The sequence below is a fragment of the Acinetobacter sp. NIPH 284 genome, assembly GCF_000369425.1.
GTDB lineage: Bacteria > Pseudomonadota > Gammaproteobacteria > Pseudomonadales > Moraxellaceae > Acinetobacter.
The window spans coordinates 424,662-442,733 of the sequence record NZ_KB850010.1; the positions used below are offsets into that span (position 1 = coordinate 424,662).

15 protein-coding genes are annotated in these 18,072 nt (G+C 40.0%); 6 read left to right on the top strand and 9 right to left on the bottom strand.

The genetic code is table 11. The annotated features are described in order from the left end of the window. Positions 1–48 precede the first annotated feature (48 nt). The 4 genes from ligA to F908_RS05170 form a co-directional block, all read right to left on the bottom strand. Positions 49–2,076 carry an NAD-dependent DNA ligase LigA gene (gene ligA / locus F908_RS05155; protein ID WP_005158491.1) on the bottom strand — a complete coding sequence of 676 codons (2,028 nt, stop codon included), beginning with the start codon at positions 2,074–2,076 and terminating at the stop codon, positions 49–51. Between the two features lie 71 nt (positions 2,077–2,147). Further along, entirely contained in the window at positions 2,148–3,137 is a 990-nt protein-coding gene (locus F908_RS05160; RefSeq protein ID WP_005158494.1) for a cell division protein ZipA C-terminal FtsZ-binding domain-containing protein, read from the bottom strand. 1 nt (position 3,138) lies between these two features. Continuing rightward, positions 3,139–6,588 carry a chromosome segregation protein SMC gene (gene smc, locus F908_RS05165; protein ID WP_005158496.1) on the bottom strand — a complete coding sequence of 1,150 codons (3,450 nt, stop codon included), beginning with the start codon at positions 6,586–6,588 and terminating at the stop codon, positions 3,139–3,141. Between the two features lie 10 nt (positions 6,589–6,598). Next, on the bottom strand, positions 6,599–7,294 hold the full coding sequence (locus F908_RS05170) for a GntR family transcriptional regulator (RefSeq protein WP_005158499.1): 696 nt from the start codon (positions 7,292–7,294) through the stop codon (positions 6,599–6,601). Between the two features lie 347 nt (positions 7,295–7,641). On the opposite strand from F908_RS05170, the gene F908_RS05175 reads away from it, so the two are divergent. Further along, the gene (locus F908_RS05175) at positions 7,642–8,607 is read left to right on the top strand and encodes a hypothetical protein (RefSeq protein WP_005158501.1); all 966 of its coding nucleotides are present in this window, start codon (positions 7,642–7,644) and stop codon (positions 8,605–8,607) included. A 14-nt stretch (positions 8,608–8,621) separates the two neighbouring features. Continuing rightward, on the top strand, positions 8,622–9,164 hold the full coding sequence (locus F908_RS05180) for a GTP-binding protein (RefSeq protein WP_005158504.1): 543 nt from the start codon (positions 8,622–8,624) through the stop codon (positions 9,162–9,164). On the opposite strand, the gene F908_RS05185 is transcribed toward F908_RS05180, so the two are convergent. Next, entirely contained in the window at positions 9,161–9,961 is an 801-nt protein-coding gene (locus F908_RS05185) for a sulfite exporter TauE/SafE family protein (RefSeq protein WP_034602638.1), read from the bottom strand. The two genes, F908_RS05180 and F908_RS05185, sit on opposite strands and share 4 nt — an antisense overlap. Before the next feature lie 29 nt (positions 9,962–9,990). Between F908_RS05185 and F908_RS05190 the strand changes: the two genes are divergently transcribed. Next, a complete protein-coding gene (locus F908_RS05190; RefSeq protein ID WP_005158529.1) occupies positions 9,991–10,743 on the top strand; it encodes a biotin--[acetyl-CoA-carboxylase] ligase in 753 nt (250 codons plus the stop codon). 14 nt (positions 10,744–10,757) lie between these two features. Continuing rightward, positions 10,758–11,501, top strand: coding sequence for a pantothenate kinase (locus F908_RS05195; RefSeq protein ID WP_005158532.1), 744 nt, complete (start codon positions 10,758–10,760; stop codon positions 11,499–11,501). A gap of 129 nt (positions 11,502–11,630) precedes the next feature. On the opposite strand, the gene ffh is transcribed toward F908_RS05195, so the two are convergent. Next, positions 11,631–13,037, bottom strand: coding sequence for a signal recognition particle protein (gene ffh, locus F908_RS05200; RefSeq protein WP_005158535.1), 1,407 nt, complete (start codon positions 13,035–13,037; stop codon positions 11,631–11,633). Positions 13,038–13,184: 147 nt separating this feature from the next. Here ffh and F908_RS05205 point away from each other — a divergent pair, with 147 nt between their 5' ends. Both F908_RS05205 and F908_RS05210 read left to right on the top strand, forming a co-directional pair. Then, complete coding sequence (locus F908_RS05205) at positions 13,185–13,994, top strand: cytochrome C assembly family protein (protein WP_005158537.1); 810 nt, start codon at positions 13,185–13,187, stop codon at positions 13,992–13,994. Between the two features lie 80 nt (positions 13,995–14,074). Further along, complete coding sequence (locus tag F908_RS05210) at positions 14,075–15,001, top strand: tRNA dihydrouridine synthase (protein ID WP_005158539.1); 927 nt, start codon at positions 14,075–14,077, stop codon at positions 14,999–15,001. 14 nt (positions 15,002–15,015) lie between these two features. On the opposite strand, the gene F908_RS05215 is transcribed toward F908_RS05210, so the two are convergent. From F908_RS05215 to F908_RS05225, 3 genes are all read right to left on the bottom strand, one after another. Then, complete coding sequence (locus tag F908_RS05215; protein WP_005158541.1) at positions 15,016–15,606, bottom strand: Uma2 family endonuclease; 591 nt, start codon at positions 15,604–15,606, stop codon at positions 15,016–15,018. Positions 15,607–15,707: 101 nt separating this feature from the next. Next, the gene (locus tag F908_RS05220; RefSeq protein WP_005158544.1) at positions 15,708–16,742 is read right to left on the bottom strand and encodes a DUF6160 family protein; all 1,035 of its coding nucleotides are present in this window, start codon (positions 16,740–16,742) and stop codon (positions 15,708–15,710) included. Between the two features lie 206 nt (positions 16,743–16,948). Then, positions 16,949–18,061: a hypothetical protein gene (locus F908_RS05225; protein ID WP_005158545.1), complete on the bottom strand. Its 1,113-nt coding sequence runs from the start codon at positions 18,059–18,061 to the stop codon at positions 16,949–16,951. Between the last annotated feature and the right edge of the window lie 11 nt (positions 18,062–18,072).

Below are 18,072 nucleotides of genomic sequence, written 5' to 3' on the forward strand. Positions count from 1 at the left end.
TTTTTTCTTCTCAAGGATCAACTTTAAATTAACTCGAGAAGAAAGAAATTAATTTTCATACTGCGCCAAAAAGTCTAAAAATTCTTGTTCATTCATCACCCGAATGTCCAGTTTCTGTGCTTTATCCAGCTTGCTTCCCGCTTTTTCACCAGCAACGACACATTTGGTTTTACTAGAAACACTGCCACTGACACGTGCACCCAAAGCTTGTAACTTTTGTGTCGCCTCATCACGTCCCATGGTTTCCAGTGTACCTGTCACCACCCAACTCTCACCATTCAATGGTTGACGTGTTGGTGCAGTCGGTGCATCCCAATGAATACCTGCTGCCAATAAACGATCGAGTACTTCAATGTTATGTGGTGCTTGGAAAAAGTCCGCAATCCACTCTGCTGTAATATCACCGACATCTGGCGTTTTCTTAAGTGCTTCAACATCGGCTACTTTCAAAGCATCCAAAGTTTGGAAAGTATTGGCTAACATGCGTGCTGTAGTTTCACCGACACCACGAATACCTAAGCCATAAATAAAACGTGCCAAGGTAGTTTTCTTACTTGCTTCGATTGCATCAATCAGATTTTGAACGGATTTTTCACCCATTTTCTCGATGGTCAATAAGGTGTCACGATGTTCATGCAAATGATAAATATCAGCGACATCTTTGAGTAAATCGAGATGTAATAACGACTCTACCCAACGATCGCCCAAGCCCTCGATATCCAGCGCTTTACGGGATACAAAGTGACGAATGGCTTCAATCCGTTGTGCTGCACAATACAGGCCACCTGAACAACGTGCCAATGCCTCACCTTCTGGCATCACTACAGGTGAATCACAGACTGGACAATTGGTCGGAAGATGAACCATCTCTGCATCGGCAGGTCGAAACTCAGCCCAAACTTTTTCAACTTTTGGAATCACATCGCCAGTACGATAGACGCTGACAGTATCGCCTACACGTACATCTAAACGATGGATTTCACCAATATTGTGTAAAGTCACATTGGATACGGTAACGCCTCCCACAAATACAGGGGCTAAACGCGCAACTGGGGTAAGTGTTCCAGTACGTCCCACTTGCCAGTCAATATTTTCGACTTTAGTGAGCGCAGCCTGTGCTGGGAATTTATAAGCTGTTGCCCAACGAGGTTCACGACTTAGGAAGCCGAGTTGTTGTTGTTGTTTAAGGCTGTCCACCTTAATCACCATACCATCAATTTCGACTTTAAGATCTGGGCGCTCTTGTTGGATTTGTTCATAACGCTGTTGAACTTCTTCAATCGAAGCACACAAGAATTGACGTTCAGCAATTTCAAAACCAAATTTGGTCAGCCAATGCAGGCTATCATGCATCGTAGCCAAACCATGATTTGGGACACACTGCGCAATCCCATAAGCATAGAACGCCAATGGACGTGAGGCTGCGATATTTGGATCAAGCTGCCTTAGACTTCCTGCTGCGGCATTCCGTGGATTCGCAAAAGTCTTCTCGCCTTTCGCTTCTTGATCGGCATTGAGTTTTTCAAAGCCTTGCTTTGGCATCAGCACTTCACCACGCACCTCAAGAAACTCTGGAATCGCTTGATGCTGACTGGATAATACTTTGGGCAGGTTACGAATAGTTTTGACATTTTGGGTAATGTCTTCACCTGTCTCGCCATCACCACGAGTGACCCCACGAACCAATACACCATTTTCATACCACAGTGAAATCGCTAAGCCATCGAGTTTAAGTTCAACGTCATACTGGACTTTTTGATTAGGTAAACGCTCATCAATACGACGAGCAAAAGCAAACAGGTCTTCCTGATTAAACACATTACCTAAAGACAGCATCGGCACTGCATGAGTCACACTTTCAAATTTTGACAACGCTTGACCACCGACTTTATTGGTCGGAGTATCCGCCTGAATACATTCTGGATATTGTTGTTCTAAGGCTTTCAGTTGATGAAATAAATGGTCATATTCACTATCAGAAATGGAAGGTTGATCCATCACATAATAAGCATGATTATGTTTTGCAATCAGTTGAATTAACTGACGCATTTGCTCAATAACTGAGTTGTGTTCCATTTAAATTTCACCATATAAAAGGGCGGAAAAACCGCCCTATAATTTTTACTAAATTTATTATAAAAGATTCATTAGACGGTTGCTTGATTTGGACGATAATCAATCACATGATGACGCCAATGTTCTTTCAACTGCGGCGTGAATTCAAGATTGTTTTCATCGTAAACTTTACCATCAATCTCACGCGCAATTAAGCCTGCGATACTGGTCATCATGTCATAACCTGTCACCGCCTTGCTGTTTGGCAATGCAAGGAAAAATGCCAGACCCTGCACCTGTTCCGCAGACAATGTTTCCAAATCAAAACCAGCAGGTCCATTATCTGTGACACGTAATACAGAGAACATTAATGGGCTTGGCTCATCGGTATTTTCATAACGATGGAAGCAAGACATCTCTCCAAAACGCAGACCGTATTTCAACAATACTTTGAGAGCTTTATCACCAGACAAAGCACGGCGTGGGTTTGGATAAACATTAAGGGCAATGATCTGTTCAGCAGTCGCCAATGCACTTTCATCATCACAGCGTTGCTGCTCATGCAGATGCACATCCAAAATATTGCTTTCACCATCAAATTCTTCAATTTCAACAGTTGCAATATTTGGGTTTAAGCTAAGCTCTGTTTCAGCTTTCTCATCCTCAGCTTTTTCTGGCGTTGCTAAAAGCGCTTCAACTTCGTCTTGAGACTGCGATTCAAGAATTGTCTCTTGTTTATTTGCACTCGGAGTGAACTCAACGACTGGCTCAGGTTCAATCACAACATCAGTTTCACTCGCTTTTACAATATTTTTTGCAGCAGTTGTTTCAACTGGCGCTTTTGCTTCAATCGGTGCCGTGTTAAAACTTGGTTCAATGCGTTCAACTGTAGCGGCGACATTGCTTTGTAGGAGTTGATCTCGCACATGACGAGGAATCACAGGTTGCTGACTTTCAGGGTTAACATGAAGATCTGCTTCTAATGAAGGCTCAACTGGTTTTGGTTTTCTTAAAATCATGATCAAACCAACGAGCATAATCACAACGGCGATAACAATGCCTATTATTGTATTCATTTCCATATTAGGACTCCGCAACTAACCCGTATTCTTTTGCCTGTTCTAAATCGACAGTCACTAATTTTGATGTGCCTGGCTCTGGCATGGTCACTCCCAGTAAATCAGTTGCCATTGTCATCGCCAATTTGTTATGTGTAATGTAAATGAATTGCACTTGTTCAGAAAGCTCTTTTACCAAATTACAATACCGCTGCACGTTGGCATCATCAAGTGGTGCATCAACTTCATCTAATACACAAAAAGGTGCTGGATTTAACCTAAAGATCGCAAATACTAAAGCCAGAGCAGTTAAGGTCTTTTCACCACCCGACAATAATGCCAGAGAACTGTTACGTTTACCTGGCGGACGTGCCATTAATTTCACACCCGACTGCCAATCATCTTCAAGGCTTAAAGTCGCTTCACCACCACCAAATACCTTTGGAAATAGCAGTTGTAACTCTTGATTGACCTGATCAAAAGTGGTCATAAACAACTTACGCGTTTCCTGATCAATACTTTTCATCGCGTCTTTAAGCTGATCAACCGTATTTTGTAGATCCTGCATCTGATGACTCAGCTCATCAAAACGCTGTGAAACTTCTTCGTATTCTTTTGAAGCCGCTAAATTCACAGCACCGATTTTCTCGAATTGCTGCTGCGCTTTTTCCAGTTTTTGCTGATGATCTTTCATTTCTATTGACAGATCAGATAAAGCTTCCGCATTTAATTCTTTCAGCTGTTCCAGATAATGTTCACGATCTGATTTTGCTGCCTGCCATGCTAAACGCTTTTGTTCCAACTGCTCACGCACCCGCTCGTCTTTCTGTTGAGCTTGATGACGTTGTTCTGTGAGTTGTTGCTGTTTCTCTTGTACTTGATTTAGTTCAAGCTGCCATTCATTCCATGTTTTCTGTAGCTTTTCTGTTTGCTGGAATTGCTCGTGAAATTCAGACTCCAAGTTCGGCAGCTCAAGCTGAATCGGATCAACAAACTTCTTCGCCTGCTCAATTTGTTCGATGATTTGACGGTATTGTGTTTTCAGGAACGAGATATCTTTCTCTAACAATTCAATTTGCTGATTGGCTTGCGAGGTCTGGCGGCGTAAAGCTTCACGTTGCTGTTGTTGTTGAGTCAACTGCTGTTGTTGCTCATCCAACTGCTCATTCAAGTTTTCCACCTGAAACTGCAAGGTTTTATAATTTGGCAATACTGCTTCGAGTTTGAGTGCCAATGCATGTAAGTCAATTTCCAGATCATCACGCTGCATGGCATCTTCTTCAAGCTGCACATCCAGTTGTTTCAGTTGCTCTGCCAGTTGCTGCTGTTGCAGCACAAAAGCCTGTGCGGTACTTTGCAGTTTGGCAATTTGTACATCCAGCTGTTGCAGTTCTTTTTGCTTTTGCTTCACACTTTGCTGCTGTTGCTGCAAGATTTGTTGTTGCTGTTGCAGGCTTTGCTGTTGTTGGAAAAACTGGTTTTCCAAATCAAGCAACTGGGGTTGTTTCTGTGCCAGTTGCTGTTGAATTTCCTCTAAACGCACCTGATGACTGAGCATCCCCTGCGCAGTTTGACTGTCTTCATCATAGTGCAGTGCAATCACCCAGTCTGAGCCGACATGATAACCATCAAGCGTCAGAATAGATTGTGCTTGCTGGAGATGCACTTGGTATCGCAATGCTGCGGCTAAATCTTCTGCAACGGCGACATTTGTCCATAAAGAAGATTGTGGTGCCTCGATCCACTCACTTAAACAAGTCAGCTCTACAATTTGAATAGGCTGCTGTTGTGATGATTTTAACTGCCGTGCGATACCCTCTTGGAAGGCTTGCTCATTCCCAATCAACTGCGCTTGCAGCCACTTAGCCAAGAATTTCTCAATAATGCTTGCATGCGCTTTAGCTTGAGCACTTAAACGTAGGCTTTGCATCAGTCGAACTGCATGTTGATCCTGCTTCGGGCTTTGCTTTGCGACAAGCTGATTCAGGTTTTTTTGTTCAGCCAATAACACCTGAATCTCTGTTTTTAAACTCTGTACATCAGTCTTGCTTAACTGTTGTTGATCTTGCTTAGTCTGAACATCCTGCTGTAATTGTTCAATCGCAGTTTCTAACGTAATAATTTCCTGTTGCAGTTGCTGCTGCAATTGTTCTAACTGCGCCTGTTCATCATCCTGAACCTGAGCACGAATCTGAGTGGTTTGTGTTTGCAAGGTCTGCTTTTGCTGCTCAATCCGTAGCACATTCTTACCCAACTGCTCAATTTGCGCTGCCATCTGCAATTTTTTTTGTTGTTGCTGATCGACTTGGATTTTCAGTTGTTCAAATTGCTGTTGTGCTTGCTTATGTTGTGCTTGAACATCGCTAAAATTTTGCTCAGCCGTTTGTGTCTGCTGTTCTAAAGCAAGTAAGCTTTCGTTTTGCTCATCAAATTGAGTTGTTAAAGTTTCGACCTGTAACTCTGATAATTGTAAACGCTCTTTGGTTTGTAATTTTTGCTGTTCAAGTTGAACCAAACTACTGCTGTTTTGCTGGAATAAACTCTGTTTTTGTTCCAAGGTCATTTTTAATTCAGACAGCTTTTTCTCAGCCTGTTGCCATTCATGCTGCAGAGGCGAAGACTGCTGAATTAAACGCTGGAATAAAGCACTGGTGGCTTCAAGATCATGTTCAATGGTTTGAGATTCAGAACGAACCAGTTTAAAGTTTTCGCCCAGTGCCGTCATTTCAACAGTATATTCTTGCTGTAATTTCTGACTCTGATTGGCTTGGAACGAAAGGATTTCAATTTTTAAAGTTCGAATCTGCCCTTCTAAGGTCTTATATTGAATTGCGGCTTCAGACTGGCGCTTTAAACTTCTAAGTTGGGATTTTAATTCAGCCGCTATATCTTCTAAACGCGCTAAGTTTTGCTCAGTATGTTCTAAATGCTGCAAAGTCTCACGACGACGTGCTTGATAGCGAGATACGCCAGCAGCTTCTTCAATAAACACTCGCATTTCTTCAGGCTTGGCATCGACCAAACGGTTAATCATGCCCTGTTCGATCACCGCATAAGAACGTGGCCCTAGGCCTGTCCCCAAGAAAATATCGGTGATATCACGACGACGACAACGCGTGCCATTTAAGAAATATTCAGACTTACCTTCACGTGTGACTTGGCGACGGACGGCAAGCTCGCTATAAGCATTATAAGCACCGCCTAATTTGCCATAAGTATTATCAAAACGAAGTTCGACACTGGCAACCCCGACAGGTTTACGTTTGGCTGTCCCAGTAAAAATGACATCCTGCATACTACCGCCGCGCAACTGACGTGCATTGGATTCACCCATCACCCAACGAATAGCATCGATGACATTTGATTTACCGCAACCGTTCGGTCCAACCACCGCAGTACGGTTTGCTTTGAAATGTAATGTAGTACTATCGGCAAAAGATTTAAAGCCTGAAAGTTTTAAACTGCTTAAACGCATACTGCCCTAACTAGCGGCGTGAGCGTCTAGCCCAAGCCAATTCAATCTGTTTCATACGTGTCAGAGATTCCAACACAAGGTTACGTAAGTGTCGACAAAAATCTTCCATAAATAAAGCGGCTTGTTGTGATTTTCGGATCAAAATAGCATCAATCACTAACTTAAACAGGGTAAAAGATTCCTGTAATTCACGACGTGAAGTATTTAAGGTTAAAAAGTAGCTACGACGTAACGAAGGCAACAGTTCTTTATAAAATTGCATTAAATAGGGATTGGCCACCATATCATGCTGATCTGCTAAATATTTAAAAATCGAATCGTAGAATTTTTCAATGTCCCCAGCACGTACAAATTCAACCAGTTGATCTAATAAGGTCTGTAGCTGTTCAGTCTCGTTAACTCTCCAAGTCTCACTAATTCGTTGCACAATATGCCCAAGTACCATCACACTGGTATCAAACAAAGCTTTAACTTGTTGAGCTGACATTTCAGAAACAATTGCACCACGTCTTGGGAAAATTTCAATTAAATAAGTACGTTCTAGTAGTAGCAAAGCCTCACGAACAGAACCTCGACTCACATCTAATTCTTTCGCAATGCGCAGCTCCTGAATACGTTCGCCTTCAACCAGCTCGCCGCTAATAATTTGTTCACTAATGTATTTTGCAATCTGTTCAGAAAGACTATCAGCCTCTTCGAGATTCATGATCCCCTCGCTATCGTTGTTATACGCATATTCCAATGCTATTTGCGCTTTTTTGTTTTAACTGATCTCACGGCATAAATTCTATATCATTGTCTAACAATTTTATTGCTTTTTAAGTCAATTGAAAGATAAAAACAATATTTTAAGGAAATATTTGGTTAAAAATTTAAATTCCTTATGTTTAAGATCAATGAGTTAAGCTTACGAAATTGCGCTAACCGAATATCTGAAAATTAATTTATTTACCAAAAATTTATTGATATTAATCACATAAAACAATATATTCCACAAACATAAGCACGTTTTTATTAATTTTACTGAATTGCTCAGCAATTATGAGTAGCATTATGAGTCTTCATCAAGCTGTTAATATCGCAATTTTTGGGCTCAGTCTCAGAACATTGAATGAATTAAAAGAACATGTACAAACTGCTATTCCTAGTCATATCCAAGTCAATTGGAGCAATATTGCTGAACCACATCTCGATATTTTGATGATCAATCATATCTTTTTTGATTCACCGAATATCAAAAGCTTAATCCAAAATAACCATATTAATGTTCTACAAATTGCCAATAATGCTGATAAAAATAGTTCAATCGAAGATGACATTCTATATCTACCATTGAATCATCTTCACTCACTACATCAATGGCTAAATGAGCGCTTAGCTAAAAATGCTGCGATAGAGAAAGTATCCCCACCTCAAGCAACGAATACTACAATTCATCGGAAACAAATCGGGGAAGTTCTACAACAAATCCTCAATCCTAAAAATGGCAAAATTCAGTTGTTTGATCACAATGGTTTAATTGCAATTGCAGACCCTCGTAACGAATGGGTTTGGCAAAATCCGATGCTACAAACATTACATACAGATCCAAGCTTAAATTACACCTACGCCACACAAAATGACCAACTTTGGATCACAGAGACTCCACAACAAGATTTAAAACAATGGTTATGGAATTTACTTTGGGCATCAAAAGATTTTAATGAACTTTGCCCCCCCTCTGCATCAAGTTTCTATTTAGAGATTTGGCCACAACCAATAAATAAAATTGAGCGCCAAGATATTTTACGTATGGCTGCTTGTTTTGCTAAAGGGGCTGAAATTTCAGTTGTAGCCAGCCAATTAAAATTACCTGAACAGCGTGTCAAACAATTTGTTGCAGCAAGTTTAGGTGCAAATTACGGCAAAATTATCAAAGATCATCAAGCCAACTATCATCCGCAAAATAATCAAAATATGACTGAACAAAATTTTATGAAAAAATTGTTTGGTCGATTACGTAACCGTTTAGGCTTCTAACCTAGGATAACTCTATGATTATACAACAATATAAAATTGTCTTTGGTGGAACTATGGGGTCAGGTAAATCCAGTGCGATAAAGGCCCTCTCGGAAATTGATGTACTCAGCACCGAGGCTTTAAATACTGATCTTGAATCGCATGAAAAAATGCTCACCACTGTCGGTATCGATTATGGTGAGATTACTTTAGATGATGGCGTCAAAGTCGGGTTATACGGGACGCCTGGACAAGAACGTTTTGAGTTTATTTGGGCTGTAATTTGCAAAGGTGCAATTGGTACTATTGTCATGATTGACCACGCCACAGAAAATCCACTACTCGATCTAGCTCAGTATGTAGAAGCGTTCAAACCATTTGGCAATAATATTGTGATTGCGATTACTCATATTGATCAAAAACCAGAAAGAACGCTTTCGATGTACCGAGATTGGCTTGCAACACAAGGCGTTAATTATCCTCTGTTTTTCATCGATGCACGGCAACAGGATGATGTTTTGCTATTGGTAGAGACGCTGATCGCAAATATTGAAGTACATTATGGGCTGATAACTTAAATTAAACCTTTATAAATAAAGTAGCAGCCAACAACAACTAATAAGCCTGCAAAAGATTTTTTTAACATCGCAGATGATAAGCGATGTGCTACTTTTGCTCCCAGTTTAGCTGTAATAAAGCTCATTGCGCTAATACCAAGAAAAGCATTAATATGAACATAACCAATCGTATTTGGCACATTAATTTGCTCTTTTGCACCAAACCACATAAATCCGATTGCACCAGCAATCGCAATCGGCAATCCACACGCCGCTGAAGTTGCCACCGCCTTTTGCATCACCACACCATGACGGTTCAAATAAGGTACCGTTAGGCTACCACCACCAATCCCAAATATCGCAGATGCCACTCCAATTCCACCACCAGCAATAAACTGTAATGGTGCAGATGGTAAGTGGCGATTTGGATCAATAACAACATGCGCTCCGCTAAACATTTTGTAAGACATCCACACTGCAAATACACCAATAATTAACTGTAAATGCTGCCCAGAGAGTAAATCCGCCACACCTGCACCGAAGAAAGACCCCAAAACCAAACCTGGTGCTAAATTACGAAATACATTCCACAAGACAGCACCTTTTTTATGGTGAGCAGTCACAGAACTAATTGATGTTACAATAATTGTAGCTAGAGATGTCCCCACAGCTATATGCATGATCACATTCGGGTCATAATGCATTTGAGTAAAGACAATATATAAAATTGGTACAATAATTAATCCACCGCCAACACCAAACAAACCTGCAGTAAATCCAGCAATTGCGCCAATCAGCAAATATATGATTAACTCCATAAACACATGACCACTCTACTTATAAAACAATGGAAGATTTAGCAACTCGCCAGCTTCAGCAATTACTTAATGCAAAAAATCAATTTCCTGAAATCGTCTTGCTCAAAACGACGACAACATCGACAAATGATGATATGCGTGAAATTGCACAAAAAGGCATTAGCACAGGATTGGTATGCAGCGCACAGCAGACTCAGGGCCGTGGTCAGCACCAGCGACAATGGGTCTCTCCTGAAGGGAACATTTATTTAAGCACACTGATTCAAACCAAAACAGCTTTAGATGGTCGTCTTGCACTGGAAGTTGCTTTAAATATCCTACAAATGCCAAGCTTACAAGGTCTAAGTTTACAAATTAAATGGCCAAATGATTTATATAGTCCTCAAGGAAAATGGGGAGGTATTCTGGTTGAACCACTCTCCCCTCATCAAGCGATTGTTGGCGTAGGCATAAACTTGAACACACCCCCTGTAGAAAATGCGGATCAGCCCATCACCTCATTGCACATGCTCGGTTTGCATCAAATCGAGCGTCTAAGCTTGATTGCCGAACTGTATACCGCCATCCAGCAGGCAGCGCAATGGTTTGAACATGGCAGTTATAATTTAGCTGAACGCTTTAACCATCATGCAATATGGCTGAATCAACAAGTTGAGTTTGAACATGCACAAGGTAAGCTTCAAGGAAGCTTTCAAGGCATCTCCAATGATGGTGCTGTACTTATTAAAACCGATCATGTTCAAGCCTTCTATCAAGGCCGTTTACGCCTCGCACCCATTTAAGGAATGATCATTTTATGAAAAGTCTATGGTTGGATATTGGTAATACCCGTTTAAAGTATTGGATTACCGAAAATGATCAAGTGCTTGAACATGCTGCCGAATTACACTTACAGTCACCTGCAGATTTACTCTTAGGTTTAATTCAACATTTTAGACATCAAAATTTAAGTCAGGTTGGAATTTCATCTGTTTTAGATACAGAAAATAATCAACGTATTCAAATGATCCTCGATATTTTGGAAATTCCAATTATCTTCGCTCAGGTACATGCTAATTATGCAGGACTTCGTTGTGGTTATGATGTTCCAAGTCAACTCGGGATTGATCGTTGGTTACAGGTCTTAGCAATTTCAAAACCTGATCAAAACTTTTGTGTGATTGGCTGTGGTACAGCGCTGACCATTGATTTAGTAGAAGGGTTACAACATTTAGGCGGTTATATTCTGCCAAATTTATATTTGCAACGAGATTCACTGATTCAAAATACCAAAGGTATTAAAATTCCTGATTCTGCATTCGATAATCTGAAACCAGGACACAACACCGTTGATGCTGTGCATCACGGTATCTTGCTAGGTCTAATTAGTACCATTGATCAAATTATGCAACAGTCACCTAAACACCTGATTTTAACAGGCGGAGATGCTGAGATATTTGCCAAATTTCTGCAACACCATCGACCTTTGATTGAATCTGATCTCTTACTTAAAGGACTAAAAAATTACGTTCAACTTAAGTCAGCATTAACCAATGTTTGAAGTATCTGGAACAACTGAGGAAACATCGTATATCCATCTTCAGTGCGAAAATGCCCTGCATGAACAGCTTCAATCAGTTGGGCATTCAGTAAAAAGGCGCAATTTGCGCCTTTTCTAGAGAGCTTTAGGTTATTTTTTTGGTTCATTATTACCAAATAAAGGTCCCATGTTACCGCCACCAAATTGTTTTTGCATATTACCTAATGACTTCAACATTTTGCTCATTCCTGACGGATTCGCAAATTTCTTCATCATTTTCGCCATTTGAGCTTGTTGCTTAATTAATTTATTCACTTCAGCAACGTCCATACCACAACCCGCAGCAATACGTTTTTTACGGCTTGGATTCATCAAATCTGGGTTACGGCGCTCTTTAATGGTCATCGATTGAATAATCGCTTCCATTTTTTTCACTTGCTTTTCAGGATTTGCTTGTGCAATCGCATCTTGAATACCAGAGTTACTCATGCCAGGCAACTTATCCAAGAAGCCCATCATACCACCCATCTTGCTCATTTGCTCAAATTGCATCAGCATATCTTCAAAGTTGAAGGTTCCGCCTTTCTGCAATTTCTTCGCCATTTTTTCGGCTTTTTCTTTGTCGATTTTGCGTTCAACTTCTTCGACTAAAGAAAGTACGTCACCCATACCTAAGATACGTTGTGCAACACGATCTGGATGGAATGGCTCAAGTGCATCTAGTTTTTCACCGATACCCAAGAACTTGATCGGTTTACCTGTAATCGCACGAACAGAAAGCGCAGCACCACCACGTGCATCACCATCAGTTTTAGTGAGAATAACACCAGTCAAAGCCAAAGCATCGTTAAATGCTTTTGCTGTATTAGCAGCATCCTGACCTGTCATCGCATCGACAACAAACAGAGTCTCTGTTGGCTTAACTGCAGCGTGTAATTCTTTAATCTCATCCATCATGTCTTCATCGACATGTAGACGACCTGCCGTATCGACAATCAAAACGTCAGCAAATTGAATTTTTGCTTGCTCAATCGCACGATTGACAATATCAATTGGTTTTTCTGACGCTTGTGATGGAATAAAACCAACACCAACTTCACTGGATACGGTTTCTAACTGCTTGATTGCGGCTGGACGATAGACGTCAGCAGAAACAGTCATTACTTTTTTCTTTTGGCGCTCTTTCAGAAAACGCGCTAATTTTGCGGCAGTTGTTGTTTTACCCGCACCTTGCAAACCTGCAAGTAAAACCACGACAGGTGGCTTTGCACTTAAATCTAGAGTCTCATTTGCCTCACCCATCATTTTGGTGAGTTCATCATAGACAATTTTTACAAATGCCTGACCTGGAGAAAGCTGAGTCATGACTTCTTGACCGAGAGCTTCTTCCTTAACCTTCGCGATGAATTCACGAGTTACAGGTAATGCCACATCGGCTTCAAGAAGTGCCATACGTACTTCACGTAAGGTATCTTTAATATTGTCTTCGGTCAGCTGCCCTGAGCCAGTAACATTTCTTAAACTCTGTGTGAGTCGTTCTGTTAAGGTATCAAACATTGCGAAATCCGCTTAAAATGGCTAGTTGCAAAAAAATCTTTCTTAAAATAGAAAATTTATGCGTAAGATGCTATAGGATACTGTAGTTCGAAGCGAATTTACATCTTATATAGTGAATATTATTCAACCCCCTGAAAAAGGTTTGACATGATCAGTCTCCCCTTGGTTTACACAATTTTGGCACTTGTAGCCTATACCAGTTCTTTTTGGTATTTGTTTATACGTTTGATGTCAAAACGTACTCCAAATCTTTGGTGTTATTCGATTATGATTGGTCTAGGGCTACTACTGCATAGTACGGTGCTCTATCAAGACATGATGACACCAATTGGCGTGAATTATGATGTATTTAACCTAATGTCATTTACTTCGGGGCTGATGTTAGCACTCAGTTTAATTTTAAGTTTCATTCGACCAATCTTGCCATTAAATTTAATCGGCACTCCTGTTGCCGTAATTGGTTTAATTTTAGGATATGCTTTTAGTCAACCAAACCAAGTCATTGAACAACATAGCTTAGGTTTAGATCTTCATATCATCCTCTCTTTGTCAGCTTATGCTGTTTTACTAATGGCAACTATTCATTCCGTATTGCTTTGGTTTCAAGATAGAGAACTTAAGAAGAAACAAAAAAGACGAATTTGGGTTAACTTACTTCCACCATTCCAAGTGATGGAATCGGTACTCTTTGATTTAATTATCACAGGTTTTGGCTTACTTACTGCTGCACTTCTCTTTGGCTTTTTTACAATTGATAATTTCTTTGCTCAGCATCTTGCTCATAAAACCGCTTTTAGTATTATTTCATGGTTTTTATATGGCGCGCTTTTGATTGGGCATTACAAATTTGGCTGGCGCGGACGTAAAGCGATTCGCTTTACCATTACAGGTTTTATCTTACTTGCAATTGGTTTTATCGGTAGTAAGTTTGTTTTAGAAATGATTTTGGGACGTTGATTTCTAGCTTCAGAATAAACTAGACAGCCTATCTGAAAATGCGTATAACGCTGTATTGTTTTAATTAGGTAATAATAATCGTGAAACTTGTGCTCGCTCCAATGGAAGGTCTAACTGATCCGATCATGCGTGATGTGCTCACTCATGTTGGCAGTTTTGATTGGTGCGTAACCGAGTTTATTCGTATTACCGATAGTATTCTTCCAGATCATATTTATTATAGTTTTTGTCCCGAACTCAAAAACTCAGGTAAAACCGCAGCAGGCACACCTGTGCATGTACAGTTTCTTGGGAATAATCCAGAGATGTTGGCCGCCAATGCCGCGAAAGTTGTGGAACTCGGCGCACCTGCAATTGATCTCAATTTTGGCTGCCCTGCCAAAACCGTCAACCGTCATCGTGGTGGTTCTGTTCTATTGGATGAACCTGAAACCGTACATCAACTGGTCAAAGCTGTTCGTGACGCTGTACCTGCACATATACCCGTTTCGGCTAAAATGCGTCTGGGCTATCTAGATGAAAACCACACTTTAGATAATGCACATGCGATAGAAGATGCTGGTGCAAATTGGCTTACCGTACATGCGCGTACCAAAGCAGATGGCTATACCCCACCCGCTTACTGGGAAAAAATTCAGCCAATTACTGAGGCACTAAAAATCAATGTCATTGCTAACGGTGAAATCTGGAATAATACAGATGCCAAAGCTTGTATAGCGCAATCAGATTGCAAAGATATTATGATTGGACGTGGTGCGGTTACAACACCAGATTTAACCTTATGTATTCGAGAGAATAGTGATCAAGCTATCCTTTCTTGGTCAGAGTTAGTGCAACTCCAGCAACGTTTTTTAAGTGGTCAGTACAAAACTGAAATTGGAATGATCGGACGTTATAAGCAATGGTTAGGTATGATGACCAAAGCCTATCCTGAAGCTCAAGAGCTTTGGACAAAAGTAAAGAAAGAGAAACAACTAGATGAAATTTTAAAAAATTTAACTCGCTAATTATGCAGATCAAGTTACTGCTGGGCATTCTTTTCCCACCATTCTAGCATATCTTCATTTTTAACCTGACGGTAAATATCTTCAACTGAAACAGTCAAACCAATCGAATGAAAGGTAATATCATCACCTAAATAATAACTCCATTGCTGCCATTGTTGATTCTGATCTCGTGACCATAATTCAATTTCAACAAAACCCTGTTCAATTAATACGTATTCTTTTAAGGTAGGAATTTGAAAATACGCCAAGCGCTTAACGGTTTTGTCATGTTGTCGGGTCGATTTAGACAACACTTCTGCAATAATACTGGGTTGTTCAATATAGTAGTCTGCATCGACCTGACTACAATCCACCATTACATCTGGATAAAAGTATTTCTGATCAATTTTAACTTTCATGTCTGATGCATAGGATTGACATGGTTTTCCCAGTAAATGATTCGCAAATATCCGAAAGATTTCACCTGTAATTAGGTTGTGATATTTATGTGCTCCTATCATCGCATAGACTTCACCATCAATATATTCATGGCGAATTTCAGATAACAATTCGCCATTTAAATATTCTTGCTCACTGATCAAGTCATATTTTTTTGCAAGTGACATGTTCATTTCCTGTGAATCCGTACCATGAAATAGCATATAGCATTTTTCAGCCATAAAAAAAAGCGACCGAAGCCGCTTTGGAAAACCGAAAAATAATGAAATTACATACCACTAACTTTGACTTTTAAATTGGTCACTGAAGCACCGATTGCACCAATATTACCAATCGAGGCATTTGGTAAACTATTAAACGTTTCTATTGCAGAACTTCCTGTATTTCCTAAACTGACATTATTCAGCTTTAAGTCAAACTTACTACTCTCACCAGCATTACCAAAAACAAAACCACCATTATCAAGACTAGATTTCCCTTCCACCCCTGCATAGAACCCATCTAAACTGAACGGTGAACCATTATGTCCAGTAAATTGAAAGTCAAACCCCACCCCAACAGGGCTAGTTGAAACGTCTCCAGATGTTAGATAATCCGAAACCAACATCATATTACAACCATTTCCTGAACCACAAATGGAGTCAATTGCTCCACTGAACATCACCATTTTACCTTGTGGAACACTACCAAGCTGTATATTCATTTTTGGTTTATTGGCATTAAATAGAATATCAATATTATTACTCACACGTAGTAACTCTTTAATATTCGCAGATTTAAGTGTAGTACCTGTACTAAAAATAGACCCGCGCGTATAAGCAGACCCACTCAAAGATGAAATAACGCCAGTAACATCAGGTGCTAAATAAACTGAAAATGGGCGGATTCGAATTCCATTCACATTACCACCTAAACTTAAGGCAATATTGGCAAATGCACCATTTGTGCCTGTGCCTGCATCAGAGTCTATGACGGCTTTAAATAATTCAGACGAACTATTTTGAATGGAACCATTTGCATTAAATGTTTGCACAAAATCAACACCAATATTAGCAGGCCCACCTGGACTAGTAGCCATCACCAAAGCAGCTTTTCCGGGTAAAGTTGCAGAACTATTGGTAAAGCCATCAGTATCTATAATTGCAGCTTGTTTAAAGTCAATCTTAGAAATATTTACACTTACGGTCAGACCGTCTTGACCTGTCATAGCAGAAAGACTTTGATCGTCAAGGGGTTGCATTGCCATCGCCATAGGAGTGAACAACAACAGCGATAAACATCCTAATTTTTTGTTTTTTCCCATTGCCCTAATCCGTAGACAAATGTTTAAAATATGATCTGTAGTCTAGCATAGTTGAAATCGATAACAACCCTAAAAAGATAAAAGGCTTTAATAATTCAGCATGATATTCTATATACAATTGATCTTTTAACGGTAGCTGATCATATTAAATTAAACGAAAAAAGCAGCTCACGTGTAGCTGCTTTGAAAAAGATCAGAAATAGAATCTAACAGAATGTTAAATTACCAAAACAGTTATCTACAGGATATTGGTTTTGGTTCAAGTCACTCAATGTCAAACCTGTAAGTGCATCCAATCCAGCATAGACTGTACGAGTAGTAAAATCGCCGATTTTACCTTCAGGCAATTCCATCCACCAGCCCTTTTGTGCATTCAACCATTGTCCATTCGTATTCCATCTTACATCTTGACCTTGAAATGAAATACCAAAGTTTTTAACACTTTCACCTGGATCATATTTACCGTTATTATTCGGATCAGAGCCAGCAGTAATATTATGAATAAATTTAAGGCTTTGATCAAGGTTTGAAGTCAAATCTACATTGAAACCAAGCAACTGTGTTCGAACTCGAATTCCTTCCAAATAAGCACGGCTTGCACGGTTAAGTGTCAAATCAAAAAAGTTATCCCCTTGGTTCGGAGTATTTCGTTTAATTGTCGCGTTGCCCAAATCGATCCCATTTCCTGCAGTACACGCAGTATTGGTTGCATTTGCGCCCAAAATACACAATTTTACAGGAATGTTACCATTATCAATATAAGTCGGCAGATGCCCCGTAATAGAATTAATACCCGTATGGCTTGAAACTGAGTCTGGATCTGAACCTGGATCACCTAATGACAACATGCCCCACACTGAGTCTGCTCCAATACGAAAACCGACTACTTCACGTGTTGCCATATTGGTTGGATTTTTAATAGCAATATCATAAAAAGGATTAATTAAAGTAAAATCGGAAACTGGTCCCGCATCTGTACCACCGGCCTTTTCACGCGTTGGGACAATACCTGTGAAACTGACATTATCAATATCAATATCACATCCTACACCCTTAAAACCACCACAACCCAATTGAAATTTGCGAATATTGGCATTTAAATCCAATTGAGCTTCCATGCTTACTTTATAAAAACCAATATCATTTTGTGGATTACCCGAAGCACTTGGCGCAATATAAGACATATTAAATAGTGCTTGCCCTGTTTCAGCAGACAATTCGGTATCCGTTAATGGGATTAACCCTTCTTCTTGCATCGCAAAAGCATGTCCGCCCATTGTCGCTAGCACAATCAGAGCCAAATAACTCAATCCTTTCATCTCTTCTCTCC

Coding starts and splice junctions, on each gene's coding strand:
- ligA (WP_005158491.1), bottom strand. CDS start 2,076: ATGGAACACAACTCAGTTATTGAGCAAATGCGTCAGTTAATTCAACTG.
- F908_RS05160 (WP_005158494.1), bottom strand. CDS start 3,137: ATGGAAATGAATACAATAATAGGCATTGTTATCGCCGTTGTGATTATG.
- smc (WP_005158496.1), bottom strand. CDS start 6,588: ATGCGTTTAAGCAGTTTAAAACTTTCAGGCTTTAAATCTTTTGCCGAT.
- F908_RS05170 (WP_005158499.1), bottom strand. CDS start 7,294: ATGAATCTCGAAGAGGCTGATAGTCTTTCTGAACAGATTGCAAAATAC.
- F908_RS05175 (WP_005158501.1), top strand. CDS start 7,642: ATGAGTCTTCATCAAGCTGTTAATATCGCAATTTTTGGGCTCAGTCTC.
- F908_RS05180 (WP_005158504.1), top strand. CDS start 8,622: ATGATTATACAACAATATAAAATTGTCTTTGGTGGAACTATGGGGTCA.
- F908_RS05185 (WP_034602638.1), bottom strand. CDS start 9,961: ATGGAGTTAATCATATATTTGCTGATTGGCGCAATTGCTGGATTTACT.
- F908_RS05190 (WP_005158529.1), top strand. CDS start 9,991: ATGGAAGATTTAGCAACTCGCCAGCTTCAGCAATTACTTAATGCAAAA.
- F908_RS05195 (WP_005158532.1), top strand. CDS start 10,758: ATGAAAAGTCTATGGTTGGATATTGGTAATACCCGTTTAAAGTATTGG.
- ffh (WP_005158535.1), bottom strand. CDS start 13,037: ATGTTTGATACCTTAACAGAACGACTCACACAGAGTTTAAGAAATGTT.
- F908_RS05205 (WP_005158537.1), top strand. CDS start 13,185: ATGATCAGTCTCCCCTTGGTTTACACAATTTTGGCACTTGTAGCCTAT.
- F908_RS05215 (WP_005158541.1), bottom strand. CDS start 15,606: ATGTCACTTGCAAAAAAATATGACTTGATCAGTGAGCAAGAATATTTA.
- F908_RS05220 (WP_005158544.1), bottom strand. CDS start 16,742: ATGGGAAAAAACAAAAAATTAGGATGTTTATCGCTGTTGTTGTTCACT.
- F908_RS05225 (WP_005158545.1), bottom strand. CDS start 18,061: ATGAAAGGATTGAGTTATTTGGCTCTGATTGTGCTAGCGACAATGGGC.